The organism is Mycobacterium gallinarum, assembly GCF_010726765.1.
In the GTDB taxonomy this organism is placed as follows: Bacteria; Actinomycetota; Actinomycetes; order Mycobacteriales; family Mycobacteriaceae; genus Mycobacterium; species Mycobacterium gallinarum.
In genome coordinates, this window is record NZ_AP022601.1 from 3,411,334 (window position 1) to 3,437,501 (window position 26,168).

26 protein-coding genes and 1 pseudogene are annotated in these 26,168 nt (G+C 66.6%); 15 read left to right on the forward strand and 12 right to left on the reverse strand.

Annotation, left to right across the window (positions count from 1 at the left end):
- Positions 1–9: 9 nt before the first annotated feature.
- The 3 genes from rsmA to G6N42_RS16600 all read right to left on the reverse strand — a co-directional run bounded on the left by rsmA (position 10) and on the right by G6N42_RS16600 (position 3,007).
- Positions 10–945 carry a 16S rRNA (adenine(1518)-N(6)/adenine(1519)-N(6))-dimethyltransferase RsmA gene (gene rsmA / locus G6N42_RS16590; protein ID WP_163737682.1) on the reverse strand — a complete coding sequence of 312 codons (936 nt, stop codon included), beginning with the start codon at positions 943–945 and terminating at the stop codon, positions 10–12.
- A complete protein-coding gene (locus G6N42_RS16595) occupies positions 942–2,069 on the reverse strand; it encodes a resuscitation-promoting factor (RefSeq protein WP_163730570.1) in 1,128 nt (375 codons plus the stop codon). Before G6N42_RS16595 ends, rsmA begins: the two co-directional genes overlap by 4 nt.
- Positions 2,070–2,152: 83 nt before the next feature.
- Positions 2,153–3,007, reverse strand: coding sequence for a TatD family hydrolase (locus G6N42_RS16600; protein WP_197905539.1), 855 nt, complete (start codon positions 3,005–3,007; stop codon positions 2,153–2,155).
- Between the two features lie 25 nt (positions 3,008–3,032).
- Here G6N42_RS16600 and metG point away from each other — a divergent pair, with 25 nt between their 5' ends.
- The 6 genes from metG to G6N42_RS16630 all read left to right on the forward strand — a co-directional run bounded on the left by metG (position 3,033) and on the right by G6N42_RS16630 (position 10,369).
- Complete coding sequence (gene metG, locus G6N42_RS16605) at positions 3,033–4,607, forward strand: methionine--tRNA ligase (protein WP_163730571.1); 1,575 nt, start codon at positions 3,033–3,035, stop codon at positions 4,605–4,607.
- 134 nt (positions 4,608–4,741) lie between these two features.
- Entirely contained in the window at positions 4,742–5,962 is a 1,221-nt protein-coding gene (locus G6N42_RS16610) for an NAD(P)/FAD-dependent oxidoreductase (RefSeq protein WP_163730572.1), read from the forward strand.
- The gene (sigJ, locus tag G6N42_RS16615) at positions 5,959–6,885 is read left to right on the forward strand and encodes an RNA polymerase sigma factor SigJ (RefSeq protein ID WP_163730573.1); all 927 of its coding nucleotides are present in this window, start codon (positions 5,959–5,961) and stop codon (positions 6,883–6,885) included. The genes G6N42_RS16610 and sigJ overlap by 4 nt, the downstream gene beginning before the upstream one ends.
- Before the next feature lie 130 nt (positions 6,886–7,015).
- On the forward strand, positions 7,016–8,197 hold the full coding sequence (locus G6N42_RS16620; RefSeq protein WP_163730574.1) for an NAD(P)/FAD-dependent oxidoreductase: 1,182 nt from the start codon (positions 7,016–7,018) through the stop codon (positions 8,195–8,197).
- Positions 8,194–9,090: an RNA polymerase sigma-70 factor gene (locus G6N42_RS16625; protein WP_163730575.1), complete on the forward strand. Its 897-nt coding sequence runs from the start codon at positions 8,194–8,196 to the stop codon at positions 9,088–9,090. Before G6N42_RS16620 ends, G6N42_RS16625 begins: the two co-directional genes overlap by 4 nt.
- Before the next feature lie 19 nt (positions 9,091–9,109).
- Entirely contained in the window at positions 9,110–10,369 is a 1,260-nt protein-coding gene (locus tag G6N42_RS16630) for an aminodeoxychorismate synthase component I (protein WP_163730576.1), read from the forward strand.
- On the opposite strand, the gene G6N42_RS16635 is transcribed toward G6N42_RS16630, so the two are convergent.
- The 3 genes from G6N42_RS16635 to rsmI all read right to left on the reverse strand — a co-directional run bounded on the left by G6N42_RS16635 (position 10,342) and on the right by rsmI (position 12,752).
- Positions 10,342–11,319, reverse strand: coding sequence for an amidohydrolase family protein (locus tag G6N42_RS16635; protein ID WP_163730577.1), 978 nt, complete (start codon positions 11,317–11,319; stop codon positions 10,342–10,344). The two genes, G6N42_RS16630 and G6N42_RS16635, sit on opposite strands and share 28 nt — an antisense overlap.
- A 125-nt stretch (positions 11,320–11,444) precedes the next feature.
- Positions 11,445–11,903: a hypothetical protein gene (locus G6N42_RS16640; protein ID WP_163730578.1), complete on the reverse strand. Its 459-nt coding sequence runs from the start codon at positions 11,901–11,903 to the stop codon at positions 11,445–11,447.
- Between the two features lie 12 nt (positions 11,904–11,915).
- The gene (gene rsmI / locus G6N42_RS16645) at positions 11,916–12,752 is read right to left on the reverse strand and encodes a 16S rRNA (cytidine(1402)-2'-O)-methyltransferase (RefSeq protein ID WP_163730579.1); all 837 of its coding nucleotides are present in this window, start codon (positions 12,750–12,752) and stop codon (positions 11,916–11,918) included.
- Positions 12,753–12,813: 61 nt separating this feature from the next.
- On the opposite strand from rsmI, the gene G6N42_RS16650 reads away from it, so the two are divergent.
- Entirely contained in the window at positions 12,814–14,355 is a 1,542-nt protein-coding gene (locus tag G6N42_RS16650) for a dolichyl-phosphate-mannose--protein mannosyltransferase (RefSeq protein ID WP_163730580.1), read from the forward strand.
- Positions 14,356–14,432: 77 nt separating this feature from the next.
- On the opposite strand, the gene arcA is transcribed toward G6N42_RS16650, so the two are convergent.
- Positions 14,433–15,659: an arginine deiminase gene (gene arcA, locus G6N42_RS16655; RefSeq protein WP_163737689.1), complete on the reverse strand. Its 1,227-nt coding sequence runs from the start codon at positions 15,657–15,659 to the stop codon at positions 14,433–14,435.
- A gap of 34 nt (positions 15,660–15,693) precedes the next feature.
- Between arcA and soxR the strand changes: the two genes are divergently transcribed.
- Both soxR and G6N42_RS16665 read left to right on the forward strand, forming a co-directional pair.
- Complete coding sequence (gene soxR / locus G6N42_RS16660) at positions 15,694–16,128, forward strand: redox-sensitive transcriptional activator SoxR (RefSeq protein WP_163730581.1); 435 nt, start codon at positions 15,694–15,696, stop codon at positions 16,126–16,128.
- Positions 16,129–16,161: 33 nt separating this feature from the next.
- The gene (locus G6N42_RS16665; RefSeq protein ID WP_163730582.1) at positions 16,162–16,767 is read left to right on the forward strand and encodes an alpha-ketoglutarate-dependent dioxygenase AlkB; all 606 of its coding nucleotides are present in this window, start codon (positions 16,162–16,164) and stop codon (positions 16,765–16,767) included.
- On the opposite strand, the gene G6N42_RS16670 is transcribed toward G6N42_RS16665, so the two are convergent.
- Both G6N42_RS16670 and G6N42_RS16675 read right to left on the reverse strand, forming a co-directional pair.
- On the reverse strand, positions 16,764–17,435 hold the full coding sequence (locus G6N42_RS16670) for a DUF5642 family protein (RefSeq protein WP_163730583.1): 672 nt from the start codon (positions 17,433–17,435) through the stop codon (positions 16,764–16,766). The genes G6N42_RS16665 and G6N42_RS16670 overlap by 4 nt on opposite strands.
- 41 nt (positions 17,436–17,476) lie before the next feature.
- Entirely contained in the window at positions 17,477–18,106 is a 630-nt protein-coding gene (locus tag G6N42_RS16675; RefSeq protein ID WP_232076175.1) for a DUF5642 family protein, read from the reverse strand.
- Positions 18,107–18,225: 119 nt separating this feature from the next.
- On the opposite strand from G6N42_RS16675, the gene G6N42_RS16680 reads away from it, so the two are divergent.
- The gene (locus G6N42_RS16680) at positions 18,226–18,534 is read left to right on the forward strand and encodes a hypothetical protein (protein ID WP_163730584.1); all 309 of its coding nucleotides are present in this window, start codon (positions 18,226–18,228) and stop codon (positions 18,532–18,534) included.
- Positions 18,535–18,542: 8 nt separating this feature from the next.
- Here the strand turns inward: G6N42_RS16680 and G6N42_RS16685 are convergent, their stop codons facing one another.
- A complete protein-coding gene (locus G6N42_RS16685) occupies positions 18,543–20,114 on the reverse strand; it encodes a PE-PPE domain-containing protein (RefSeq protein WP_163730585.1) in 1,572 nt (523 codons plus the stop codon).
- Positions 20,115–20,285: 171 nt separating this feature from the next.
- On the opposite strand from G6N42_RS16685, the gene lpqN reads away from it, so the two are divergent.
- Together lpqN and G6N42_RS16695 are read left to right on the forward strand one after the other, a co-directional pair.
- On the forward strand, positions 20,286–20,990 hold the full coding sequence (gene lpqN, locus G6N42_RS16690; protein WP_163730586.1) for an envelope biogenesis lipoprotein LpqN: 705 nt from the start codon (positions 20,286–20,288) through the stop codon (positions 20,988–20,990).
- Between the two features lie 10 nt (positions 20,991–21,000).
- Positions 21,001–21,333 carry a hypothetical protein gene (locus G6N42_RS16695; RefSeq protein WP_163730587.1) on the forward strand — a complete coding sequence of 111 codons (333 nt, stop codon included), beginning with the start codon at positions 21,001–21,003 and terminating at the stop codon, positions 21,331–21,333.
- Positions 21,334–21,336: 3 nt separating this feature from the next.
- Here G6N42_RS16695 and G6N42_RS16700 read toward each other — a convergent pair.
- Positions 21,337–22,154 (reverse strand): annotated as a pseudogene (locus G6N42_RS16700) (shikimate 5-dehydrogenase).
- Between the two features lies 1 nt (position 22,155).
- Positions 22,156–23,154: an acetyltransferase Pat gene (pat, locus tag G6N42_RS16705; RefSeq protein ID WP_163730588.1), complete on the reverse strand. Its 999-nt coding sequence runs from the start codon at positions 23,152–23,154 to the stop codon at positions 22,156–22,158.
- 115 nt (positions 23,155–23,269) lie between these two features.
- On the opposite strand from pat, the gene G6N42_RS16710 reads away from it, so the two are divergent.
- From G6N42_RS16710 to G6N42_RS16720, 3 genes are read left to right on the forward strand one after another with little or no spacing between them, the layout of a single operon-like run.
- A complete protein-coding gene (locus tag G6N42_RS16710; protein WP_163730589.1) occupies positions 23,270–24,070 on the forward strand; it encodes an SDR family oxidoreductase in 801 nt (266 codons plus the stop codon).
- Position 24,071: 1 nt separating this feature from the next.
- Positions 24,072–25,043 (forward strand): DNA polymerase domain-containing protein, encoded by a 972-nt coding sequence (locus G6N42_RS16715; RefSeq protein WP_163730590.1) that lies wholly within the window; start codon positions 24,072–24,074, stop codon positions 25,041–25,043.
- Positions 25,040–26,107 (forward strand): phosphotransferase, encoded by a 1,068-nt coding sequence (locus G6N42_RS16720; protein WP_163730591.1) that lies wholly within the window; start codon positions 25,040–25,042, stop codon positions 26,105–26,107. The genes G6N42_RS16715 and G6N42_RS16720 overlap by 4 nt, the downstream gene beginning before the upstream one ends.
- Positions 26,108–26,168 lie beyond the last annotated feature (61 nt).

Below are 26,168 nucleotides of genomic sequence, written 5' to 3' on the forward strand. Positions count from 1 at the left end.
GCGCCCGGATCAGACGTGCAAGGAACCGTCGCGCGGATGCCGATGGTGAACGACCGGCTTCGGCTCGGCCGGAATCGACTCCTGACTTTCCTCCGACCGTTGCAGCAGTCGGACGAAGTCCGCTATCGAGAGCGTCTCGCCGCGGCGGGACGGATCGATGCTCGCCGCCAGCAACCGGCTGGCCGATTCGTTGCCCGAGCCCGCCCATTCGGCGAAGGCGTTGCGCGAGGTCTTACGTCGCTGCCCGAACGCGATGTCGATGAGGTTGAACACGCGTTCGCGGAAGCCTTCGTCGGTCGGCCACGGCGACTTCTCGTACCGGTCGATGCGCACCAGGCCGGAATAGACCCGCGGAATCGGCCAGAACACCGTCGGCGAGACCATGCCGTAGCGCCGGACGTTGCCGAAGTACCGGACCTTCACGCTCGGCACGCCGTAGTCTTTGCCACCGGGTTCGGCCGCGAGACGCTCGGCGACCTCGGCCTGAACCATCACCATCACGGTGCGGATCGAGGGGAACTCGGCCAGCAGGTGCAGCAGCGCGGGCACTGCGACGTTGTACGGAAGGTTGGCGACCAAAGCCGTGGGCTCGTCGGCGATTTCGTCGCGACGCAGGTTCAGGATGTCGCGGTTGAGCACCGTCAGCCGGTTGATCTCGCTGTGCGAATGATCGGCGACAGTGATGGGCAGCTGTCGGGCCAGCACCGGATCGATCTCCACCGCCGTCACGCGTGCGCCCCGGTCCAGCAGGGCAAGCGTCAGTGAGCCCAGGCCCGGGCCGACCTCGAGAACGTGATCGTGCCGATTGACGCTGGACGCCGAAACGATTCGACGAACGGTATTGGCGTCATGGACGAAGTTCTGGCCAAACGATTTGCGTGGCCGGAAATCAATCTCTCTCGCCAGGTGTCGTATCTCGGTCCGCCCGAGTAATCGAATGGTCAGCGCGCACCAATCCTCCCGCTACACGTCGGCCACGCACCCCACCCTTGTCGTGCCCGAGTGACCTCAGCAATCGCGATCTGCTCTTCCCTGGTTGCCAAATCAGCCCTGTCAGCATACCTCAGACCACCGTTGCGCTCCCAGGTGTTCTGGTCGAATTGAACGCCACCGTAATATCCGTTGCCGGTGTTGATGGCCCAATTACCTCCTGCTTCGCACCGAGCAAGCGCGTCCCAGGTAGATCCGTTGTTGACTTCCGGGACCTCGGTACCGGGCTTGGCGCCGACTCGAAGGACGCCGTCGCGGGCCGGAACAACTACGACATTGGCTACTGGCATCCTGCCTGTTTCGACGCCATTAACCTTTGCGATGGCAAACGTCACGTCCTGCGTTCCCGGCGTACCGGGATCCTCCACGATCTGACGGCTCATGTTGAGTTCAGGATCTTCGATGCGGTGATTCGCCGGTGGCAACGGCGCGCGTTCGGTGACCTTTTCGATCCGAATCCGCTTCACCTCGATCTGCATTCCGTCGACGACCGGCGAGGACGCGGCAGGCACCACCTCGTCGCTTTGCAGCAGCGGCACGCCCGCCGCCTCGAGCAGGGCGGCGACGTTCGGCGCGGCCAGGTGCACCGTGCGGACCACACCGGCGTCGGACAGTTGAACGGTCTTGGGGCTCACCACCGGCAGCGACATGCCTGCTAGCGGCACTCGGCTGCCGCGCGACGCCGCAGCGGGCGCCTTGTCCGTCATCTGCAGCTGACTCAGCGCCTCATCGACTGTCGACGCGGTCGTCCACACCTCACGACTGTCCCGGCCGTCCGTGGAGATCTGCAGCGGACGGCTACGGCGCAGCACGATCGTGTCGGACTGATGCACCGTCTGATCGGCCGCCGGGTAAAGGTCGTCGCGTTCGCCAACGTCGAAACCGTTCTCCGTGACGACGTCGATAACGCGCGACTTCATGGTGTCCACGGTGATGGAAGTTCCGTCGACGGCCAGGGTTACTGATTTGTGCGTAGCAACTGCAAATCCACCCGCGAACGTCAGCGCAAGCAACGTCACCCCGACCACGAGGCGCAATAACGGCGACCGCTCCTGGTGGATCTTATTCAAGATGTTCAAAACGTCGTCTATCCCGACTATCGGTCGATGGGCCTACCTGCAGAAGCCCACCGAGTTTGATCACAAGACGGTAACGAAAACGCTCACGCGCAGCAACTCGCGAGCCCGTAGGCACGGGCAGCCGTCGAAGTGGTTTCTTGCGCAACGTCCTCAGCGGCTCTGTTGAGGAGTTCGGCGAGCGCACGAACAGTGTAGGGCAGGCAATAGGGCTCATTCGGCGCACCGCGGTACGGGTGCGGAGTCAGGAACGGCGCGTCGGTCTCGACCAGGAGTTGCTCGGAGGGGATCAGCGACGCCGCTTCACGCAGGCCAGTGGCATTGCGGAAGCTCACGGTTCCGGACAGGCTGAGCAGCCAGCCGCTGGCCACACACGTCCTGGCCATCGCGGCATCCGACGAGAAACAATGGAAGATCACGGTCTCGGGAGCACCCTCGGCGGCCAGAACGTCCAGGACCTCGGCGTCGGCGTCACGGTTGTGGATCATCAGCGGCTTGCCGACGCGCTTGGCGAGGTCGATGTGCCAGGCGAACGCGTCACGCTGGGTCGCGGGGTCGGCGCACCCCTCGAGCTTGCCCGGCCAGTACGTGTCCATGCCGGTCTCGCCGACGGCGACGACCCGCGGATGCCCGGCCAGCCCCTCGATGACGGCCTTGGCCTCGTCGGTGAGCGCTTTGGCGCGGGTGGGGTGCAGCGCCACCGCACCATAGACGCGCGGGTCGGCGTCGACGGCGTCGGTGACCCAGCGCGCGGAGTCGAGATCGTCGGCGATCGTCACGACGGCCTGCACGCCGACGGCTTCGGCCCGGTCGACGATCGTGCGGATGCTCTCGGCATCGGTCGCACCGCAGGCATCGAGGTGGGTGTGCGCGTCGATCAGGGGTGCCAGTCGTTCCGGGGCCGGGGGCTTCTCCCGTCTGGCTGAACGCTTGTCACTCACCGCCACACAATAAGCTGACCCACAAATGAGCACCCTGTCTTCCCCCGGCGCGAGGGCGCGCACCCCCGGGGACCCTTACTACATCACTACGGCCATCGCCTATCCCAACGGCGACCCGCACATCGGGCATGCCTACGAGTACATCGCGACGGATTCGATAGCGCGGTTCAAGCGTCTGGACGGCTACGACGTGCGCTACCTGACCGGCACCGACGTCCACGGCCAGAAGATGGCGGAGACGGCGGCCGCCCTTGGCATTCCGACCGCGGAGCTGGCGCGGCGCAACTCAGATGTCTTCGAGCGGATGCAGCAGAAGCTCAACATCTCGTTCGACCGGTTCATCCGGACGTCGGACGCCGACCACTATGCGGCGTCGATCGAGATCTGGAAGCGGATGAACGAGGCCGGCGACATTTACCTCGACACGTACTCGGGGTGGTACTCGGTGCGTGACGAAGGCTTTGTCACCGAGGGTGAAACGAGCGTCAACGCCGACGGTGTGCGGATCGCCACCGAGACCGGCGCCCCGGTGACGTGGACCGAAGAGCAGACGTACTTCTTCCGCCTGTCGGCCTATGCCGAGAAGCTGCTGGCGCACTACGACGCGCACCCGGAGTTCATCGAGCCAGGCGTGCGGCGCAACGAGGTGGTCAGCTTCGTCTCGGGCGGGCTGCGCGATCTTTCGATATCCCGCACGACGTTCGACTGGGGCGTACCGGTGCCCGACCACCCCGACCATGTGATGTACGTATGGGTCGACGCGCTGACGAACTATCTGACGGGCGTCGGATTCCCCGACACCTCGTCGGAGATGTTCCAGCGGTTCTGGCCGGCCGATCTGCACATGATCGGCAAGGACATCATCCGGTTCCACACCGTCTACTGGCCCGCCTTCCTGATGTCGGCGGGAATCGAGTTGCCGCGCAAGGTGTTTGTGCACGGTTTCGTTCTCAACCGCGGCGAGAAGATGAGCAAGTCGGTCGGTAACGTCGTCGATCCGAACGCGTTGGTGGACGCCTTCGGTGTGGACCAGGTGCGTTACTTCTTCCTGCGGGAGGTGCCGTTCGGCCAGGACGGCAGCTACAGCGAGGAGGCGATCATCGGCCGCATCAACGCCGACCTCGCCAACGAGCTGGGCAACCTGGCGCAGCGTTCGCTGTCGATGGTGGCCAAGAACCTGGACGCAATCGTGCCTGAGCCAGGCGAATTCACCGTGGAGGACCTACAGCTTCTGGATGCCGCCGACGGGTTGCTCGAGCGGGTGCGCGCGCATTTCGACGCCACCGCAATGCATCTGGCGCTGGAGGCCATCTGGTCGGTGCTCGGAGCGGCGAACAAGTACTTCTCCGCACAGGAGCCGTGGGTGCTGCGCAAGTCCGACGAGGTGAGATTCCGCACCGTGCTCTACACGACGCTGGAGACGGTGCGGATCGCGGCGCTGCTGAGTCAGCCGGTGATGCCCGAGTCGATGGCCACAATGCTCGACCTGCTGGGCCAGGCCGACGATCAGCGGACGTTCGCATCGGTCGGCACGCGGATCGCACCCGGGACTCAACTGCCCGCCCCAGTCGGCGTGTTCCCGCGTCATCAGGCGGAGTGAGATCTTTCGACGAACGTGGGTTACCCGCACGCTGCATCGCCGGAAGGTGTGCGGGTAACCCACGTTCGCGTTGATACTGGAGTGACGCACGTCACTTTTTGTCACGCTCGGCGGGCGGGAGGTGTCTTGAGGACATGACCCGACACACCACCACAACAACTAATTCGCGGCCCGCCGCGGCCAAGGTCGTCGTCATCGGCGGCGGCTACTCGGGAACACTGGCAGCCAACCATCTGCGGATGCGCGGCACCTGGCAGATGCCCGACATCACGCTGGTCAACCCCCGCCCCAAGTTCGTCGAGCGGATCCGGCTGCACCAGCACGCGGCGGGCGACTACGACGCGGCAGTCGACTACGGCACACTGCTCGGCCAAGGCATAGGTCTCGTCGTCGACACTGCGACGCGCATCGACGCCGCCAACCGCACCGTTGAGCTGGCCTCAGGCCGTGCACTGCGCTACGACTACCTCATCTACGCGGTCGGCAGCACCGGCGCAGTGCCCGCATCGGTACCCGGCGCCACTGAATTCGCCTATCCGATAGCGGAATTCGAGCAGGCACAGCGTCTGCGCACCGCCATCGCCACCGTGTATCCGGATGCGCCGGTCACCGTCGTCGGCGCCGGGTTGACCGGCGTCGAGACCGCCGCCGAGCTGGCCGAGCAGGGCCGCAGGGTCACGCTGGTCTGCGGTGGCCGGCTGGCGCCGTCGCTGTCGGAGCCGGGGCGGAGGTCAGCCGCCAAGGTGCTGCGCAAGCTGGGTGTGACGGTGCTCGAGTCCGACATCGTGACGCAGGTCCGGTCCGACGCGGTCGTCTTCGCCGACGGGGCCGTGCGCCCGAGCGCGTTGACGATCTGGACGGCGGGCTTCGGTGTGCCGGAACTGGCCGCGGTGAGCGGCCTCCACACCGATGAGCTGGGCCGGCTGCTCACCGATGAGACCCTGACCAGCATCGACGACGATCGCATCGTGGCCGCCGGTGACTGCGCCTCCCCGTCGGGGGTGCCGCTGCGGATGTGCTGCGCATCTGCCTCGCAGTTGGGCCCCCAGGCGGCCAATACCGTGCTGAACCGCATCGCCGGCATCTCCCCGACACCGCTCGCCTACGGGATCCCGGGGTCGTGCACCAGCCTGGGTAGGCGCGCCGGAATCCTTCAGTTGGGCCGCCAGGACGATACCCCGGTGAATCTCTTCATCGGCGGGCGCGTGGGCGCTCGACTCAAGGAGACGATCTGCAAGGGCACGCTGTGGGGCATGCGTCGCGAGGGCCGCAAGCCCGGTTCCACCTTCTGGTTCAAGGGCGGCGCCCGGCCTGAGCGGCCGGCGTTCGCTCCAGAGGTGGTCAAGGAAGCGTGACCACCTCCGCAGGTCAAACTGCCGGCTCGGCCGGCGCCGAACATGCCGAGCGGTTCACCCTCCTGCGTCCGCTGCTGTTCACCATCGCCTACGAAATCCTCGGCTCGGCAACCGAAGCCGACGATGTGCTGCAGGACAGCTATTTGCGGTGGGCGGAGGTGGACCTTGCGACGGTGCGGGACACCAAGTCGTATCTGGCACAACTCGTGACCCGACAGGCGCTCAACGCGTTACGGGACGGCGCGCGCCGCAGGGAGGATTACGTCGGGCCGTGGCTTCCCGAACCGCTGCTGGTGGACACGGGCGATGCCTCCTCCGATGTCGTTCTCGCCGAATCGGTTTCGATGGCGATGCTGGTGCTGCTCGAAACGCTCACGCCCGATGAGCGCGCGGTGTTCGTGCTGCGCGAGGTGTTCGGCTTCGAGTACGACGAAATCGCAGGGGCCGTCGACAAATCCGCGGGGACGGTGCGCCAAATGGCGCACCGCGCCCGCGAACACGTGCATGCCCGACGCAAGAGGTTCGGACCCGTCGACGCCAAGCGGACCACACAGATCACCGAGCAGTTCCTGACCGCGGCGGCCACCGGCGACATGGAGGGGTTGCTGAAGCTGCTGGCGCCGGGGGCGACCTGGACCGCAGACCACGGCGGCAAGGTGACCGGGATTCGCCGGCCGGTTTCGGGCGCGCGAAGGGTGGCCGCGCTCATGGCCGAACTGTTCCGCGTGGCCAAGACCATGCCGGACCTTCGGTTCCAGTCGGCGGTGTACAACGGCGCGCCGGCGACGGTGATTTACGACGGCGACCACCTAGAGGGCATCTTCGTGTTCGAAATCGTCGACGACAGGATCACGAATCTCTACGCAATGCGTAATCCCGACAAGCTGACCGGGGTCACGACCCCGCGGGAGATCAGTCGATAGTGACGTCGGCCACATCGGGCCCGGACTGTCACACTCTGAATTGCCACGGTGTCTAGAGGACAGACCAGCTCAAAGCTGAACGGCCACATTCGGGGCCGGCGGAGAGCGAGGATGACCCGAGGAGATTGACATGACCGAACAGAAGACCCGCGTCATCGTGATCGGCGGCGGATACGCCGGTGTGCTCGCGGCCAACCACCTGCGGCTCAATGAGAACGTCGACATCACGCTGGTCAACCCGCGGCCGAAGTTCGTCGAGCGGATCCGGCTGCATCAGTTGGTGACCGGCACCGATGATGCGGTGGTCGACTATTCGGAGATCCTCGGCAAGGGAATTGAGCTGGTCGTCGACTCCGTGACACGCATCGACGCACCGCAGCGGCGGATCGAGCTCTCAGGCGGTGGCGCGTTGGGCTATGACTATCTGATCTACGCCATCGGCAGCCACGGGGCGGTCCCGGTTGTCCCCGGAGCCGCTGAATACGCCTATCCCATCTCGGAACTCGAGCACGCCAGGCAGTTGAAGGCGGCATATCACGCTGCGGGCGACGATGCGCCCATCACGGTTATCGGCGCGGGTCCCACCGGGCTGGAAGTGGCCGCTGAGTTCGCCGAGGAGGGGCGTCGCGTCACTCTGGTGTGCGGCGGAGTCCTCGGCCCGTACCTGCACGCTCGTGGTCGCCGGGCGGCCGCCAAGAGGCTGACCCGGCTCGGCGTCACCATTGTCGACGGACCCGGATCCACCGCGACCGAGGTGCTGCCCGCCTCGGTGATCTTGGCCGACGGACGCACGATCGCCAGCGCGGTCACGATCTGGACCGCCGGTTTCGGCGTGCCCGATCTGGCCACGAGCAGCGGCCTGAGCACCGATGCGGCCGGTCGCCTTCTCACCGACGAGACCCTCACCAGCGTTGACGATCCCCGCATCATCGCCGCCGGCGACGCGGCCGCGCCGTCGAACCTACCGTTGCGGATGAGCTGCCAGGCCGCGATCCCGTTGGGCGCACAAGCCGCGAATACGGTGCTCAGCCGCATCGCGGGAACCGAGCCCAAACGGTTGAACCAGGCGTTCACCGGCCAGTGCATCAGCCTCGGGCGCAAAGGCGGTCTGGTCCAGCTCGCGCACTTGGACGACACCGTGATGCCGCTGCATATCGGCGGGCGCACCGCAGCCACGATCAAGGAGGCCGTGTGCAAGGGAACCGTCAGCTTCCTTCAGCGTGAGGCGCGCAAGCCGGGAAGCTACTTCTGGCTCAAGGGCGGTAAGCGGCAGCAGCAGTTGGAGTCAGCAGGTCAGCCGGTACGACCGTGACCGAGGAACACGCCGAACGATTCACGCAACTGCGGCCGCTGCTGTTCACCATCGCCTACGAGATTCTCGGCAGGGCAACTGAATCCGACGACGTGCTGCAGGAGAGCTACCTGCGCTGGGCCGAGGTAGACCTCTCGACGGTGCGGGACACCAAGGCCTACCTCGCCCAGTTGGTCACCCGGCAGTCCCTCAACGCCCTGCGGGCGCAGTCTCGCAGGCGGGAGGACTACGTCGGTCCATGGTTACCGGAGCCGCTGCTGCTGGAGACCGGCGACAACACAGACGCGTCGTCCGACGTGATCCTGGCCGAATCGGTTTCGATGGCGATGCTCGTCGTCTTGGAGACCCTGAGCCCGGACGAGCGCGCCGTGTTCGTGCTGCGCGAGGTCTTCGGCTTCAGCCACGACGAGATCGCCGACACGATCGGCAAATCCGCGGCCGCGGTTCGCCAAATGGCCCACCGCGCCCGCGAGCATGTTCAGTCGCGGCGCAAGCGTTTCGAGCCCGTCGACCCCAAACTCTCCATGGAGATCACCGCGCGCTTCTTCGCCGCGGCCTCGACCGGTGACGTCGACGGGCTCATCGAGATGCTCTCGAGCGACGTGGTGTGGACCGCCGACAGCGACGGCAAGGTCAGCGCGGCGCGCCGACCCGTCACGGGCGCTGAACGGGTGGCCAAGCTGGTCATCGGTCTCGTGCGCCTGGCCGGGGAGTCCGGCCGGGTGGAGCCCGCGATGTACAACAACGCCCCCGCACTCAAGCTCTACCTGGGTGACAGCTTCGAAGGCATCATCACCGTCGAGATCACCGAGGGCCGGATCAGCCACTTCTATGCGATGCGCAACCCGGACAAACTGACCGGCGTCGATATCCCGCGGGAGATCAGCCGGTAGCTTCTGACACGCTTGAGGTGTGCGGATCGATCGACTCGGCGAGCTGGGCAGCGCCTCTGCGGTGCTGCGCGCGCTGGCCGGCGGGACTCGACGGCGCGGTCTGCCGCCGCCGGCCGCCCTGATCGGCGAGTGGTTCGGTTCTGGCGCGGTCATCGCGCCGTCGGTGGACGTGACGCCCGTCGGGCCATCCGAGGTGTTCGAGGTATCCCCCGGTATGTCCGGTGATGCCGTCGGCGGTGGATGGTTCGGCTACCTCTCATACCCCGACGCCGGCGCCGATGGGCGCGGCCCACGCATACCCGAGGCCGCGGGCGGCTGGTCTGATTGCGTGCTGCGCCAGGACGACGATGGGCAGTGGTGGCACGAAAGCCTCTCCGGTGCAGTGCTTCCCGGCTGGGTGTCCGAAGCGCTGCGCGAACCCGTGGCGCCGGCCTCGAGCACGATCACCTGGGGCGCGGCGGATCGTGAGGCGCACCGGCGCGGCGTGTCGTCGTGCCTCGAGGCGATCGCGGCGGGCGAGGTTTACCAGGCGTGTGTGTGCACACAGTTCGCAGGCCGAATCGCCGCCCCGGCGACATCGGGCACCGCCGCCATCGATTTCTTCGCCGACGCCGTGGCCCGAACCTCGCCGGCGCGCGCCGCGTTTCTGGCGGGCGACTGGGGCGCGGTTGCCTCGCTGTCGCCTGAACTGTTTCTGCGCAGGCGCGGCGATGCGGTGGCGTCGAGTCCGATCAAGGGCACGCTGCCGCGGCACGCTGATCCGGCGGAACTGCGCGCGTCCGTCAAGGACGTCGCGGAGAACATCATGATCGTCGACCTGGTCCGCAACGATCTGGGCCGGGTCGCGGTAACCGGCAGTGTGTCCGTTCCCGAGCTGCTGGCCGTACGTCCGGCGCCGGGGGTGTGGCACCTGGTATCGACGGTAACGGCGCGGGTCGACGTCGACATGCCGATGGAGGCGGTGCTCGACGCCACCTTCCCGCCCGCTTCGGTCACGGGTACGCCCAAGCTGCGCGCCCGCCAGCTGCTCACTGGCTGGGAGCAGAAACGCCGCGGAATCTACTGCGGCACAGTCGGCTTAGCCTCTCCGATCGCCGGGTGCGAGCTGAACGTAGCGATTCGCACCGTCGAGTTCGACGCTCACGGTAACGCGGTACTCGGTGTCGGCGGCGGTATCACCGCGGATTCAGATCCCGACCGGGAGTGGGATGAGTGTCTGCACAAGGCCGCGCCGTTCATCGACATCGGAGCTCAGCGGCGGATGCCCGCGCACAGCTGATCCCAGTTGCCCGAAGCGATCTTGTTCCGATCGGCGTCAGCCAGCTCGCCGAGGAAGCGCAGCGCAGCGCCGTCGTCGGTGGGTGCGAACGGATAGTCTGCGGCGAACATGATGCGATCGGCGCCGACGACCTCCAGTGCCCAGCGCAGGTAGCGGGTGCTGAAAATCCCTCCGGGGGTGATGAATACGTTCGATCGCAGGTATTCCGACACGGGTCGCTCGAGGTGGCTGGTCTCTGCCATCCTGTCGATGCGGTCCAGGAAGAACAGCACCATTTCGCCCCAGTGGCCCAAGATCACCTGAAGATCGGGGAACCTGTCGAAAACACCGGCCAGGATGAGTCGCAGGAGTTGCACACCGGTGTCGTAGTGCCAGCCGACGCCGTGGGTGGCAAAGGCGGCGCTCACGATGTCGTCGAAGCCCGAGTAGTACGCGTCGCGGACCGCCGGCGGAGGCGACTGCGGGTGAAGGTAGAGCGGCGCGCGCAGGTGCTCGGCGGCCTCGAATACCGGCCAGAAATCCCAATTGTCGATGGGCATTCCGCGCACCCGGCTGATCACCAGCGCGCCGTTGAACCCCAAAGTCATTACCGCCCTGCTGAGTTCGTCGGCCGCGGCGTCGGGATCAGGAGCGGCTAGGGTGGCGAATCCCTGCAGTCGATCGGGATGCGCGCGCACCGCGTCGGCCAGTTGATCGTTGCAGTCAGACTGCAGTGCCCTCGCGACGGCCGGAGCGAGGTTCCAGAGTCCCGGCGACGTCAGCGAGGCCACCTGAACGTCGATGCCTGCCTCGTCCATCGCGTCCAGGCGCTGGTCGCCGATCTCGAGAAGGCGTTGTCTCAGCCCAGCCGAGCCCGCCACCACAGGATCTTGCCAGCGCGGATCAAGGTTGGCCCAAGCTTCGACGACCTCGGCAGTGACGTAATGTTCCTCCAAGCCAATGACTTTCACAGATCCTCCTCGGTACGCGCCTCACTCCGTGATACGCCGATTCGGATGGCCATGCTCGCGCAGTGGCGCGTTTAACACTTGGAACGCAGCCTCGCTGACCGTGAGGGGCGTCGTTCCGCCGACGGCTACATCCGCTGGCCGGGTACCAACGTCTCGAGCGCGGCGATCCATTCGGAGATGCCCGAGAAAACGTAGAAACCGATCTCACCCGCCGCGGTCTGGACGATCAGATGTGTCTGTCCGCCGACGACCGAACCCTTGAAGACCGCGGCTTGCCGTACACCGGTGATCGACTCGACCGGAACGTCGATCAAATGACCGGTGAGAGTTCGAAAGACCAGCCGCCGCTGGGTGAGCGCAATCAGCCCGGTGTTCTTGACCGCGGGGAATCCCGGCGCTGTCGACCCGCGGTAGGAACCTTTCTCCGGCGCGCGGAGGACCGATTCGCCTTCGATCTCTGCGCTCAGTTGCTCGGCAGTAGCGCTGCTGCGACGTCGCAACCACACCAGGATCGGAATCCAGATCAGCACCAACAGGGCCAGAATGCCGACGACCAAGAGGACCACGAACAGCGCTGTATTCACCTATCGACTCCTTCACTCACGAGAGCGCAGAACCGCATCGTAGAGTTCGCGTCGCGACGGTGAGCCCGGATTCGCTGCGATCACCTGCGCGCATGCATCCTTGACCCGCATGCCCTGCTCGACGAGGTCCTGCACCTGCGACACCAGCGACTCCACATCCGCCTTCGGCGTCGCACCCGCCAGCACGACCGTGATCTCGCCGAGCACCCCCTCCCTCGCCCAGTCGGAGAGCTCGGCCAGCGAGCCGCGGACGATCTCCTCATGCGTCTTCGTCAGCTCGCGGCAGACCACGACCTCGCGGTCGGGGCCCAGCGCCTCGACGGCGTCCTCGAGCGTCTCGGCCAGCCGCCGGGGCGACTCGAAGAAGACACACGTGCGCGGTTCGACGGCCAGTGTGGCGAGCCACGTCATCCGCGCCGAGTGCCGGCGTGGCGCGAAACCCTCGAAGCAGAACCGCTCCGACGGCAGACCCGCCACCGCCAGCGCCGTCGTCACCGCGGAAGGGCCCGGCAGGCACGAGATCGGCAACCCGCTGTCGATACAGGCGGACACCAACCGGTATCCCGGATCGCTGATCAGGGGCATGCCGGCGTCACTGACCAGCAGAACTGTCGCGCCGGCGGCGATCTCGGCGACCAGCGCCGGAACCCGCGCCGCCTCGTTCTGGTCGTACAGGCTGACAATCTTGCCCGCGGGTTTGACCTCGAGCGCCTGGGCCAGGGTCCGGATCCGTCGGGTGTCCTCGGCGGCGACCAGGTCAGCCCTGGCCAGGGCGCTGACCAGCCGCGCAGACGCATCCGAGGGCTGACCCAGCGGCGTGGCGCCGATAAGCAGTCTTCCGGGGGTCATTCCGGCGGGCAGGAGCGGAGTGACCGAGGGATCCTCATCAGCACAGCCTACGATCGCTTGCGTGACCGCCCCCGCAACCGAAGCCTCGCGCGCGGTCCCCGTCATCAGCCCCGCGCCGCTGGTCCCGGTCGCCGACTTCGGCCCGCTGGACCGTCTCCAGGGCTGGGCGATGACCGCCGTCGTCACCGCGCTGGTGGCGGTGACGCGCTTCCTGAACCTCGGCTCGCCCACCGATGCGGGAACGCCGATCTTCGACGAGAAGCACTACGCGCCGCAGGCGTGGCAGGTGCTGAACAACAACGGCCTCGAGGACAACCCCGGCTACGGCTTGGTGGTGCACCCGCCGGTGGGCAAGCAGCTGATCGCGCTCGGCGAGTGGTTGTTCGGTTACAACGGCCTGGGCTGGCGCTTCGCCGGAGCCGTCTGCGGGGTCATCACTGTGCTGCTCGTCGTGCGGATCGCGCGGCGGATCAGCCGGTCCACCGTCGTCGGCGGAATCGCGGGGCTGCTGCTCGTCGCGGACGGGGTCAGCTTCGTCGCCGCGCGCACCGCGCTGCTCGACGGGTTCCTGGTCTTCTTCGTGGTGGCAGCGTTCGGTTGTTTGATAGTCGACCGCGACCAGGTCCGTGAGCGCATGCATGTGGCGCTGCTCGAGGGCCGCATCGGCGAAACGCAGTGGGGGCCGCGACTTGGCGTGCGGTGGTGGCGGTTCGGCGCCGGGGTGCTGCTCGGGTTGGCTTGCGCGACAAAGTGGTCCGGGCTGTACTTTGTCGCGTTCTTCGGGGTGATGACGCTGGCGTTCGACATCGCCGCGCGCAAGCAGTATCGCGTCCCGCGGCCGTGGCTCGGTGCGTTCCGGCGCGATCTGGGCCCGTCGCTCTATGCGCTGGTACTGATTCCGTTCGGGGTCTACCTGGCGTCCTACACGCCGTGGTTCGCCTCGGAGACCGGCGTGGACCGGCATGCGGTCGGCAGAGACATCGGCGAGGACAGCATCCTGCCGCTGCCCGACGCGGTTCGCTCGCTGTGGCATTACACGTACGGGGCGTACAAGTTCCATTCCGGTCTGACCAACGCCGACGGTAATCACCACCCGTGGGAATCCAAGCCGTGGACGTGGCCGATGTCGCTGCGACCGGTGCTCTATGCGATCGACAACCAGAACGTGCCGGGCTGCGGGGATCAGTCGTGCGTGAAGGCCGTGATGCTGGTGGGCACGCCCGCGATGTGGTTCATCGCGGTGCCGGTGCTGGCGTGGGCGGTGTGGCGGACCTTCGTCAAGCGCGACTGGCGCTTCGCGGCGGTCCTGGTGGGCTACAGCGCCGGGTTCTTGCCGTGGTTCGCCGACATCGATCGGCAGATGTACTTCTTCTACGCGGCGACGATGGCGCCGTTCCTCGTGCTGATGATCGCGTTGATTCTCGGCGACATTCTGTACAAACCGAATCAGAACTCCGAGCGAAGAACGCTCGGGCTGATAGCGGTGAGCTGTTACGTCGCGCTCGTGCTGACGAACTTCGCGTGGATGTACCCGATCCTGACGGGCATTCCCATTTCGCAGGCCACCTGGAACATGCAGATCTGGCTGCCGTCCTGGAGCTAGTGCATCGGTATCAACGAAATGCAGGCCGCTACTCACACTTTCTCTGCATTTCGTCGATAGCGATGACGCAGCCGAATCTAGAGCGGGTCTCGTGCCGCGGGACACGACATACAGCGCGGGCCGCCGCGCCCGGTGCCTAGCTCCGAAGCCTCGATCGGCAACACCTCGATGCCCGAATCTGCCAGCCGCGCATTGGTTTCGGCGTTGCGTTCGTATGCGATCACCACGCCCGGCGCCACCGCCAGCGTGTTGTTGCCGTCGTCCCACTGCTCCCGCTCCGCGGTCACGGGATCCAACCCCGTCGCGATCACCCGCAGCTTCTCGATGCCCATCGCCTCGGCCGCGGCGACCAGAAACGGCCGTGCGTCGTCGATCCGCACACCACCGGCACCGTCGCGATGAATCGTGAACGCCGACAGCGACTCCACGATGTTCGGATACATCACCACCGCGTCGACGTCGACCATCGTGCACACCGTGTCGAGGTGCATCTGCGCCCGCTCCTGGGCTATCGGCACAGCGAGGACGGTATGCGCCAGGTCATCGTCGAACAGGCTGCGCGCCAGCGCCTCTGCCCCCGCGGGCGTGGTCCGCTCCCCCACCCCCACCGCGACCACTTTCGGCGCCAGCAGCAGCACGTCGCCGCCCTCGACCGGCGCGGACCGCGACTCGTACGCCCGCCGGACACCCAGGAATCGCGGGTGGTGCGCGTAGATCACATCGGTCAGCGACGTCTCGCGAACACGCGCGGGCAGGGCCAACGACGTTATCGCCACCCGCGGACCGATCCAGAATGACGAGTCCCTCGTGAACAGCAGATTCGGCAGCGGATCGATGACGAAATCCCCACCGTGATGCATGCGCCGCACCAACGACAGTTCACCGCCGCTGAACGGCAACTCGTTGAACGTCATTCCGGCCATCAGCACCGACGCCAGCGGCGCAGCATCCAGCGTGCGCAGGTAGGCCGAAAGCTCCTGCGCCAGCGGCAGTCCCAGCCGTCGCGGATCGACAGCAGCCGCGATGCCATGCATCCGTGCCGCACCACTCTTGGCCAGCGCCTCGGTCAGCAGATCGGCAAGCAACAGCACCTCGACACCACGCGCAGCAAGCAGGGCGGCGAACGCATCGTGTTCGCGCTGTGCCTTGGCCACCCATGGCAGCCCGTCGAAAAGCAGCTTGTCGTTGTTGCGCGGAGTCAGCCGCTGCAATTCGGCACCGGGCCGGTGCAGGATTACCGCCCGCAGCCTGCCGACCTCGGAGTCACAGCCCAGCGTCGTCACATCTAGCACCGTATCGCGCATGGCGCGCACGGCTACCTCAACTAGGGTTGAGGTCATGGAGTTGCTACACGAACTCACGCCCTCGGACATGTCCGTTCGAAGTGGCGTCGCCATCTCGGCGCTGCACTTCTACGAACGCGAAGGGCTCATCACCAGCAAGCGCACCGGCGGCAATCAACGGCGCTATGCCCGTGAAACGCTGCGTCGTGTCGCGTTCATCCGAATGAGCCAACGCCTCGGCATTCCACTCGCCCGCATCCGGGACGCACTGGCCACCCTGCCCACCGACCGCGTCCCGACGAGCAAGGACTGGGCCAAACTGTCCGCCGGCTGGCGCCAAGACCTCGACGACCGGATCCTGCATCTGCAGCGGCTACGCGACAATCTCACCGGCTGCATCGGCTGCGGATGCCTGAGCCTGAAGACCTGCGCGCTCTCCAATCCGGGCGATGTCCTGGCCGGCGAGGGACCAGGAGCTGTGCGCCTCTGAGAATTCGAACGCTTGTGCGATAAACTCGCGGGCATGGAGCTGGCTCTACAGAGCTCGCTGTTCGAGCACGCTGAACGACGGCATCTCGGCGACGGCGCCTGGATCGACTATCGGTCCGGGTGGCTGGAGGACGCCGACTCGCTGTTCACCGAGCTGCACGACGTCATCCCGTGGCGCGCCGAGCGACGGCAGATGTACGACCGCGTGCTCGATGTGCCCCGGCTGGTCAGCTTCTGGGATTTTGCCGAACAGGACGCCGCGCCGGTTCCGCACCCGCGGCTGAAACAAATCCGGCGCCGTCTCAACGATGCGTACGCGGGTGAACTCGGCGAACCTTTCACCACCGCCGGGTTGTGCCTCTACCGCGACGGCGACGACAGCGTGGCCTGGCACGGCGACACGATCGGCCGCAGCAGCACCGAGGACACCATGGTCGCCATCGTCGGCCTCGGCGCCACAAGGGTTTTCGCGCTGCGACCGCGTGGGGGCGGCAAGTCGCTACGCCTCAAACACTGCCACGGTGACCTGTTGGTGATGGGTGGCTCGTGCCAGCGCACCTGGGAACACGCGATCCCGAAGACGTCCCGACCGACCGGCCCACGGATCAGCATCCAGTTCCGCCCGCACGACGTCCGCTAACCCTTGACCGCCCCCACGGCCGACACGAGGAGGTCGCGGGCGCGCTGGGTGTCGACGGGCGCGACGGGCTTGTCCGGCAGCACCAACGGGTTCGCGGTGACGATGACAAGAAATGTTCCGAAGCTCGCGATGTAGTTGTAGATCTCCCCGGCGCCCGGCTTGCCGTTGACGATCGTCTGCAGCAGGCGATGGGACCCCATCGTCTCGGCGCCCTCGATCTGCGGCGACTCCACGACCTCCACCAGGCCTCGCATGCCGCCACCGGCGAAACCCACCCGCTCGCAGTTGTCGGCGGGACGGTTGACCGGAACGGGCTCGGAGGTTTCCACCGCGATGACGATGAACCGGTTACCGTCGCCCTCGGCGGTGGTGGCGGCCATATTGCCCTTCACCCCATCGGGCAGCACCTGTGCGGTGGCGAAGGACCCACAGTCGGCCGGATCGAACTTCATCCCCTCGGGCAGCGTCGGCCGTCCGAGCAGTCGCGGGTCGATCCCCGTCGGCGCGACCTCGGTCACCTTGAACTGCGGACCGAAACTCGAGCGCACGTCCTTGACGCGGGCGATGTCGGCGCTGGACAGATCCGCCGACTCCGACGATCCACATGCAGCCAGTAGCCCCGCGCAAACCAGGGCCAACTGGCTGCCGAGCCTTGCGCTCTTGAACATCGCCGACAGGGTACCCCGTCGGTACCGCGTCGCCACAAGCGTCAACCCCGCAATGCCGCCGCCGTTTTCACCATCAGTTCATTCGTGAAAGCCGCGTCGAGTTGCGGATGCGGCGATCCGGGATCGGTCACCACGGAGACGAACGCCACGTGACCGTCCAGGTAGGCGGTGACGGTATCGGCGTGCGAGTGGGTTTCGGTGCCGCCCTCGACGACGGTCGTTGTCACGGTCGCCATCGCGACGGTCTCGGCGTTCTCGATCGGCGGCGCGGCGGTCATGGTGACTGTGCCGTTCGCCTGCCCGGCCGAGAGCGTCCACTGCCCGCATGACGCTGCAGCCCCTGGGTCCAGACCCGCCGTCGACTCCGCCACGACGACGTAGACGATGCCTCCCGTTCCCGACCCTGACCACCCTTTCGTCGAGGCGGGATCGACAGCGGGATCCGCGAGCACACCGCACTGCGGCGGTTCCGCCGACCATTGCGTGCCGAACCCCCACAACGCCGGCGGTCGCACCTGGCCCGTCAGGTTGGCGACCTCATATCCGTCGGGCAGATCATGACGAACCCGATCGACCCTGGCCGGGTCGATCCGCGGCGTTGCGACGGGTGACATGGTCACGTCCGGTGGCTGATCCTCGCCCGAGCCACAGGCCGCCGCGAGGAGAGCCACCGCCGCACCCACGACCCACACCGGGCGCCAATACCTCAGAGAACCCTTACAGCTATCCATGCAACGAAATGTGTCCGTTCGCCGATGCATAAGTACCAGGCAAAAGAACGGAGGCCCTCATGCGCAAATGGGGTCTAGTAGCAACGATAGCGTCGATAGGAGTCGTCCTCGCCCCCACGGGCGTGGCGGCGGCGGAGCCCAACAGGGGCGGCAACGCGTACCAGACGATCGGCGAGTTGGAGTCCGTCGGATACAACGTCGTGATCGATCGGGTGGGTAGCGCGCCGTTGGGCGAGTGCTTCGTCACCAACGTGCGCAACCCGCAAGAGGTCACCCGGACGTATTCCGTCGGCGAGGGTAAGGACCGCGAGTTCATCACCGTCGTCGTCAGTCGGTCGATCACCGTTTCGCTCAACTGCGACGTCTGATTCGGCCGTCAGGCGGCTGCCGGGCTTGCCGCGTCGGCTGGGGTGGAACCCGGCGCGCCGGGGGCGGTGTCGTTGTCGCCGGCCGTGGTGGGTGACGAAGGTGTGGCGTCGCGCTGCGAGTCGAACCTGATCGGGCCTCTGATCTTCGGCAAGCGGATGGAATCCAGAGTGCTGCGAATGTGCTCGCCGACTCGGGTCACCGGCTTGGGGCCGACGCGGGGCGTGGTCGCCTCGAGGTTGTCGGCGGCCTGGCCCTCCGGCGCCCCTTCCTCGATGACCTCTCCCTCGACGACCTGCTCCTCAGCGTTCTCCCCGAGGTTCCCCTCGCCGGTGCCCTGTCCGGAGTCGTCACCCAGTCGTGAGGACACCATCGAGTTCTGCTCGCCGTCGGCCGATGACGGATCGGGCAGCTCGGGACCGCCCACCCCGAACGGGCCCGTCACCGGATCGGTTCCGAGGGGCCGATTGTTTTCGTCTCCGGATGCTTCGGCGATCGCGTCGTCGATACCCACCGGGATCGCGTTGACGATGTTCACGATGGCCTGCACCGGATCCCGGAACGGAAGCAGCCCCACCTTGGTGGCCACGCCCGGATTGACGTCGCGCGCATAGCCGGCCTCGATCGCCGCTTTCAACGGAGCCTCGAGCAGCGTGAGGATCGGCGACGGCACGAAGGCCTCGAATGGCATCAGGATGGGCAGGCGCTGCGCGCGAACGAGGTAGTAATCCGTGTCACCGTGGGAGCCTTGGTATTCGGCGTCCTCGAGGCTCGCGTTCTGCATCTCACCGTGAAAGTAGTAGTACCCGGCCACGGCGTTCGCGATGGCCAATAGGTTGGTCAGGCTCGCCGGTGCGTCGCCGCCGAGAATGTCGTATTGCGCTGCCACATCGGCGGTGTCGTAGCACTCACCAGACGCATCACAACTGTCGGTCGGGGTGGCTCCGTGGAAGGTGATTCCGATGATCGGGATCGTCAGGCCCTCGGGTCCCCTCGCCAGAACACCGCCGTTGGGACGCATCGGATTGGACAACAGAAAGAAGGACACGTCGCCCGGCTCGAGATCGGGATAGCCGTCCGGATTCTCGATGATGTCCTTCTTGAGCAGTGAGGCGACCACCGCGCTCTGCGAGTAGCCGAAGACGGCGAATTCGTCCGTGGCGTCGGGTGCGCCGGCCGGTGCGCCCGGGACGGCGGGGTTGTAGGAGCAGTCGGTCGACCCACGGATACACCTGCTCACGTTCGCGAGGCCGGCGGTCACGGATGCATCGAACGTCATCGATCCGGACACCGGGAAGAACTGCTCGGGGGTGACAATGGCGTAGCGGTCATCACCGGGCCCCACCGGGCCGGTCGACTCGAAGGCGGGGTTGATGAACCCGTCGATCGCATTGTTCATATACGGGTTGACGTAACCCACCGGATCGTCCGGCGGAGAGCTCAGCGGATGACCGGTACCGCCCATTATGAGCGCGGTCGCCGTCAGCTGGACGACTGTCGTCGCGGTCCATGCCACTACCAGCCCGACAACGCTCAGCAACGCCAGACCCACCACGCCCAGCGAACGAATCAACCCCCGCATGCCCAAACCCTCCTCGGCAGAACACAGCTGCCGATCAAAGAACACATCTGGATCCGGCCTGAGGAATTCACAGCGGGCCAGCAAACTTTTCAAGAGTCTAGAGCAAGCCCAGGGCATAGCGCTAGTGGTAGGCCGACCGTAGGCTACGGCGAGACTTTGAAAGGAGAGCGAATGAGCAAGACAGTGAGGGCCGGCGTCATCGCCATCGCGACCGTCGCACTCGGATTGAGCCTGGCCGGTTGTGGCTCGGACACCAAGACCGACGAGTCCGCGACGGAAAGTGCGTCTACCAGCGAAGCGGCCACGACGACCAGCGCAGCGGCCGCGCCCACCAGCGAGGGCCAGGCCGCGGGACCAAACAAGACGATCGTCGACTACATCCGTGAGAACGGCATCACCGAAACTCCGGTCAAGCGCGGGGATCCCGGTGCGCCCACCATTGACCTGCCCATGCCGGAGGGCTGGGAGGATGCCGGCCCCCGCACCCCCGAATGGGCTTACGGCGCAATCCTTTCCACTGATCCGGCCTTCACCAGCGATCCGCCGTCCATCATGGCGCTGGTCTCCAAGCTGACCGGAAACGTCGACCCGGCGAAGATCCTCGAGTTCGCGCCCGGCGAGATAAACAACCTGCCCGGGTTCGAGGGCTCGAACACCGGAACCCCCGGCGAGCTCAGCGGTTTCGACGCCATGCAGGTTGGCGGCACCTACGAGAAAAACGGCGTCACCCGCGCCATCGCGCAGAAGACCGTCGTCATCCCGGGCCAGGACGGTCTCTACGTCCTGCAACTCAACGCCGATGGTCGCGAGGATCAGATCGGCGTCCTGGGGGCCGCCACCGTCACCATCGACGAGCAGACCAAGATCACTCCCTGAGACCGGGCACATGACCACACCACAGCCGCTCCCCTCGGGCGAAGCGCCGCCCATCGAGACGGAGACCAAACCGTCGGCGGCGAAGAAGTATCTCGGTGCGATGAGCCCACGGACGTTGTGGTCCATGGCCGACGGCTATCCGGTGGTGCTCAAGCAGTTCATCCAGTTCTGCCTGATCATCATCTATCCCGCGTGGGTGTTCGCCGTATTACTCGGTGCCGCAATGCATCTGCTCTTCTACGTCACCGTTTACCCGGTGCTGTGGGTGCTCTTCTGGCCGCTGCGCGCGTACCAGAAAAAGCATCACCCCGAGGAATACGCCGAGTCGCAGCGGCAAAAGTAGCCGCTAGGCACGTGACACCGCGGAGGCCGCCGCGATTTGTTCGGCGGTCGGCCGCACGCCGGTGTACCGCTCGAACTGTTCCGCGGCCTGCAGCGCGATCACTTCGGCTCCGGTGATGACGGCGATGCCCGCGGCGCGCGCCGCGGTGATCAACGGGGTCTCGGATGGCAGCGCCACCACATCGAACACCGTGTGCGCGGCGTCGATGGTCTTCGCGTCGAAGGCGAGGTCGTGCACCTCGGGGGCGCCCGCCATCCCACCGGCGTGATGTTGACGAGGACGTCGGCGGTGCGGTCGCCCACTTCGGCCACGTACTCGTAGTCGAGCCGCTCAGCCAGTGCCCGCCCGGTGTCGGGGTTGCGGGCCACGAGCGTGCCCCGGTGAAAGCCGTTGTCCCGGAAGGCCGCCGAGACGGCACTCGCCATTCCGCCGCTGCCCCGGAACAGCACCGACTGCGACGGCTGCAGGCCGTGTTCGGCGATGAGCCGCGCCACAGCCAAGTAGTCGGTGTTCGACGCGGTCAGATACCCGTCATCGTTGACGATCGTGTTCACAGCGTTGATGGACGCCGCGGACTGCTCGACGGCGTCGACGAGTTCGATGACGTCCTGTTTGAACGGCATCGATACCGAGCACCCGCGGATCCCCAGCGCGCGAACACCGCCAATCGCCGCAGCGATGTCCGTCGTCGTGAACGCCTTGTAGATGAAGTCGAGGCCGAGCAGGTCGTACAGGTAGTTGTGGAATCTGGTCCCGATGTTGCTCGGGCGCGCCGCCAGCGAGATACACAGACGGGTGTCCTTATTGAGCGCGGGTTTCACCTCACCCGACCGCCTTGATCACCTGCGACGTCACGCCCCGGATTTTCTTGACGAGCGACGCAGGCAGCCGTAGCGAGCCTGGGTTCGGGACGTCGACGACGGTGATGACGACCCCGAGGTCGTCGCGCTGCCAGCTGGCGCCGTAGCGGTCCAGGATCGCCCGCATGGCGTGGTTGTCGCTGAGCACCCGTGCGGTAAAGCGTTCGACACCAACGTAATCCGCGGTGACGACGAGCGCGTCCATCAGGAACGTACCGATGCCGCGGCCCTGGTAGTCGTCGCCGACGATGAACGCCACCTCCGCGACCGCCAGGTCGTCCTCGTCACGCACGAATCGCGCGTCGGCCACCACGGGCCCCTCGGCGCCCTCGGTCATCACCCAGACGAAGTGGTGCACATAGTCGACCTCGAACAGGTATGTCATCAAGGACTTCGTAGGGGTGCGCGGCGACTGGAACCGCCGGTACAGCGTCTCGCTCGAGAACTCGACCGGACCGTTCGTCGTGCGTTCGCTGTCTCCCGGCAGGACCGGGCGCAGGTAGAAGACGGACCCGTCGCGCAGTTTCACCGGGATCGGGGTGATGAACGCGGCGAGCCGCTGCCGCGCCGTACGTACCAGCTTCTCGACCATGCCCGGGATCTCGAGCATGGTCGCGAACGCTTCTCGATCACCGACCCATCCCGAAAGTTGATCGAGCGCCACCACGGTGGCACTGCGCGGCGTGTCGCGCAGCAACGCGATCTCGCCGACGATGAGGCCGGGCTGAAGTTCGGCCACGGTGTCGTGCCCGTCCTCGCCGGCATGGGTGACCTCGGCGCGGCCGGATCCGATCAGCAAAAACGACACCGCGAGCTCGCCCTGTTGCATGAGCACTTGTCCGGGCGTCGCATTCAGCGGCTGCAACTGCGCCGCGAGCGGCGCCAGAGCTGCGGTCGAACAGCCGGCGAAAACTTCTAGTTCGACGAGTTCGTCGGCTCGGACGACGGTCGGGCCGGCCACCTCACGAGGCTACGGGGTGCTCGACTCGACGAGCAAGGAGCGCCGACAACGCTTGCGCGACAACGCCGCGGTGACGCTGTGTCGGATGCCGAAGCCGATAGGGCACTATTCGAAGATGAGCAATGATCAGTTCAGCACTCATACCCAGCTCTTCGATCTGAGCGGAAAGCGCGCCCTGGTCACGGGCGGATCGCGAGGCATCGGCCTGATGATGGCCCGCGGCCTCGTGCAGGCCGGCGCCCGCGTGGTGATCAGCTCGCGCAAGGCCGACGCCTGCGAAGCGGCCCGCGAACAGCTGTCGGGCCTCGGCGACGTCCAGGCGATCCCGGCCGACCTGTCCCGGCACGAGGAATGCCTGCGGCTGGCCGAACAGGTCACCGCGGGCGGCGAGCAGCTGGACATCCTGGTCAACAACGCGGGCGCGACGTGGGGTGAGCCGTTGGAGAGCTTCCCCGATTCGGCGTGGGACAAAGTTCTCGATCTCAACGTCAAGTCGCCGTTCTGGATGGTGCAGGCGCTGGCCCCAGCGCTTCGCGAAGCCGGGACGGCAGAAGATCCCGCTCGGATCATCAACGTCGGCAGCATCGACGGCATTCGCCCGAGCCGGCTCCCGGTGTATTCGTATGTCAGCAGCAAGGCGGCGCTACACAATCTGACGCGCATGCTGGCGTATGAACTGGGACCGCAGCACATCACCGTCAATGCCGTCGCTCCCGGGCCCTTCCCGTCCAAGATGATGGCCGCGACGCTCGAGTCGTTCGGCGACTCGATCGCGGCGTCGGCGCCGCTGCGCCGGATCGGACGCGACGACGACATGGCGGGCATCGCGGTGTTTCTCGCCAGCCGTGCCGGGGCCTACCTCACCGGAGCGGTGATCCCGGTCGACGGCGGACTCTCGACGACCGCCGCCGGGTGACGTGGCCGCGAAGGAGCATCGCGACGGCGTCGACCTTTCCAATCTCGACGAACCGCTGACCCCCGATGCCGGGGCCACCAAACGCGACCTCGTCGACTATCTGGCGGCGGTCGCCGGTCGGATGCTGCCGGGACTCGTCGATCGACCGCTGACCGTTTTGCGGGTCCTACGCGGGCGCGAACCGTTCATGCAGAAGAACGTGCCCAAGTACACCCCCGACTGGGTGCGGACGGTGCCGATGTGGGCGGAGGCCTCACACCGCGAGGTGCGCTACGCGCTCTGCAACGACTGGCGCACCCTGCTATGGCTGGCCAACCAGCGGGCAGTGGAGTACCACCCGACGCTCGGGCTGGCGGACAACATCTATCGCCCAACACATCTCGTGCTCGACCTCGACCCGCCCGACGACGACTTCACGAAGGTGGTGGCCGTCGCGCATTTGGTGCATCAGGCGCTGGCCGACACCGGTCTCGACGGCGCGGTCAAGACCAGCGGGGCCAAGGGGGTGCACGTCTTCGTCCCGATCGACGACTCGGCACCGGTCGACGACGTCGCCGCGGCGACCCGCGCGCTCGCGGCCCGTGCGGAAGCTCTCGATCCGGGCATCGCGACGACGGCGTTCATCGTCGAGGACCGCGGCGGCAAGGTGTTCGTCGACGCCACCCGCGCGGGCGGAGCCACCGTCGCGGCGGCGTACAGCCCGCGGCTGCGCCCCGGCACGCCGGTGTCGTTTCCGCTCCAGTGGTCCGAACTCGACTCGGTCTCCCCCGCCGACTTCACCGTCCATACCGCGATCGACGCGCTCGACGGCCGGCCATCGTGGCAGGAGTCGATGCCGGCACCGCAGCGGCTGCCCGCCGACCTGATCGAGCAGGGCCGCACCATTCCCGTCGCCAGAGTGGCGGCGATGCACGAAGGCAAGCGCCGGGCGAAAGCGCGCCGAGAACTCGGCGAGGACACCGACTTACGGTGAAGCAGAACATGATTCCGCGCCGGCCCGCCGACATCGATGTGACGATGTTCCGGGCGCTGACGGCGCGCGACGATGTGACCGCCGTGCGCGTCCACGATGTCGACCATGGGACGGCCACGCGGGCGCGACTGGATATCACCGGCGATGCGCAACTGCCGAGCACGGCGTTCGTCAAACTGGCCCCCACCCGGCCCGCCGAGCGCCTCTTCAACCGGTTCATGGCGCTGGCGCACAACGAAGCCGAGGTATACCGACGACTGCACGCCGACCTGTCCGAGGTGATCCCCGCCCTGTACGGCGCGGCATCCAACGGCCGGGGCCGCGCCGTGGTGATCCTGGAGGATCTCGCTGTGCGCGGCGCGGTTTTCACGCCGCTGGCGACCGGGGCCAGCGCCCAGCAGGCGCTCGCCGTTGCCGGCGCGCTCGCGATCGTGCATCAAAAGTTCTGGCAGTCATCACGTTTCGATGGTGACCTCGCGTTTCTCGGTCCGACCCGATCGCGCAACACCCGGCTCGGTCCGCACTCGTGGCATCTGCTGCACACGATCCCCAAGGACTTCGACGACATCGTGCCGCCGCAGTTCCGCGACGAGGCGAGGATGCTCATCAAGCGCCGTTGGGAAATCGCGGCCCTGATGCGCACCTACCCGAACTCGCTCCTGCACGGTGACACCCATCTGGGCAACATCTGCTTCGTCGGCGACCGGCCCGTCCTGTTCGACTGGCAGGTCAGCTCGTGCGGACCGGCGATCAAAGACCTGGCGTATTTCGCCGCCACGTCCGTCGACTCCGACATCCGGCGCGCCATCGACACCGAACTCGTGCGCACCTACGTCGACACGCTGAACGCCGACGGCACCATGCGGCTCAGTTTCGAGGACGCATGGGACTCGTATCGACTGTTCGCCTTCACCGGGTACATCGCGGCTGGCGTCACGGCGGCGTTCGGCCGGCGCCTACAGGGCGAAGCGACGACGCGGGCAGGACTCGGCCGGGCGGTGGAAGCGGTCCGGGACTTCGCATCGCTGGACCTCCTACGCGCTGCACTCGGTGGGACGCGCTGACGGCGGGAAATCGTCATGGGTAGGCTCGACCCGCGTCGTCGCACTCCGCGATGGCCAGCCA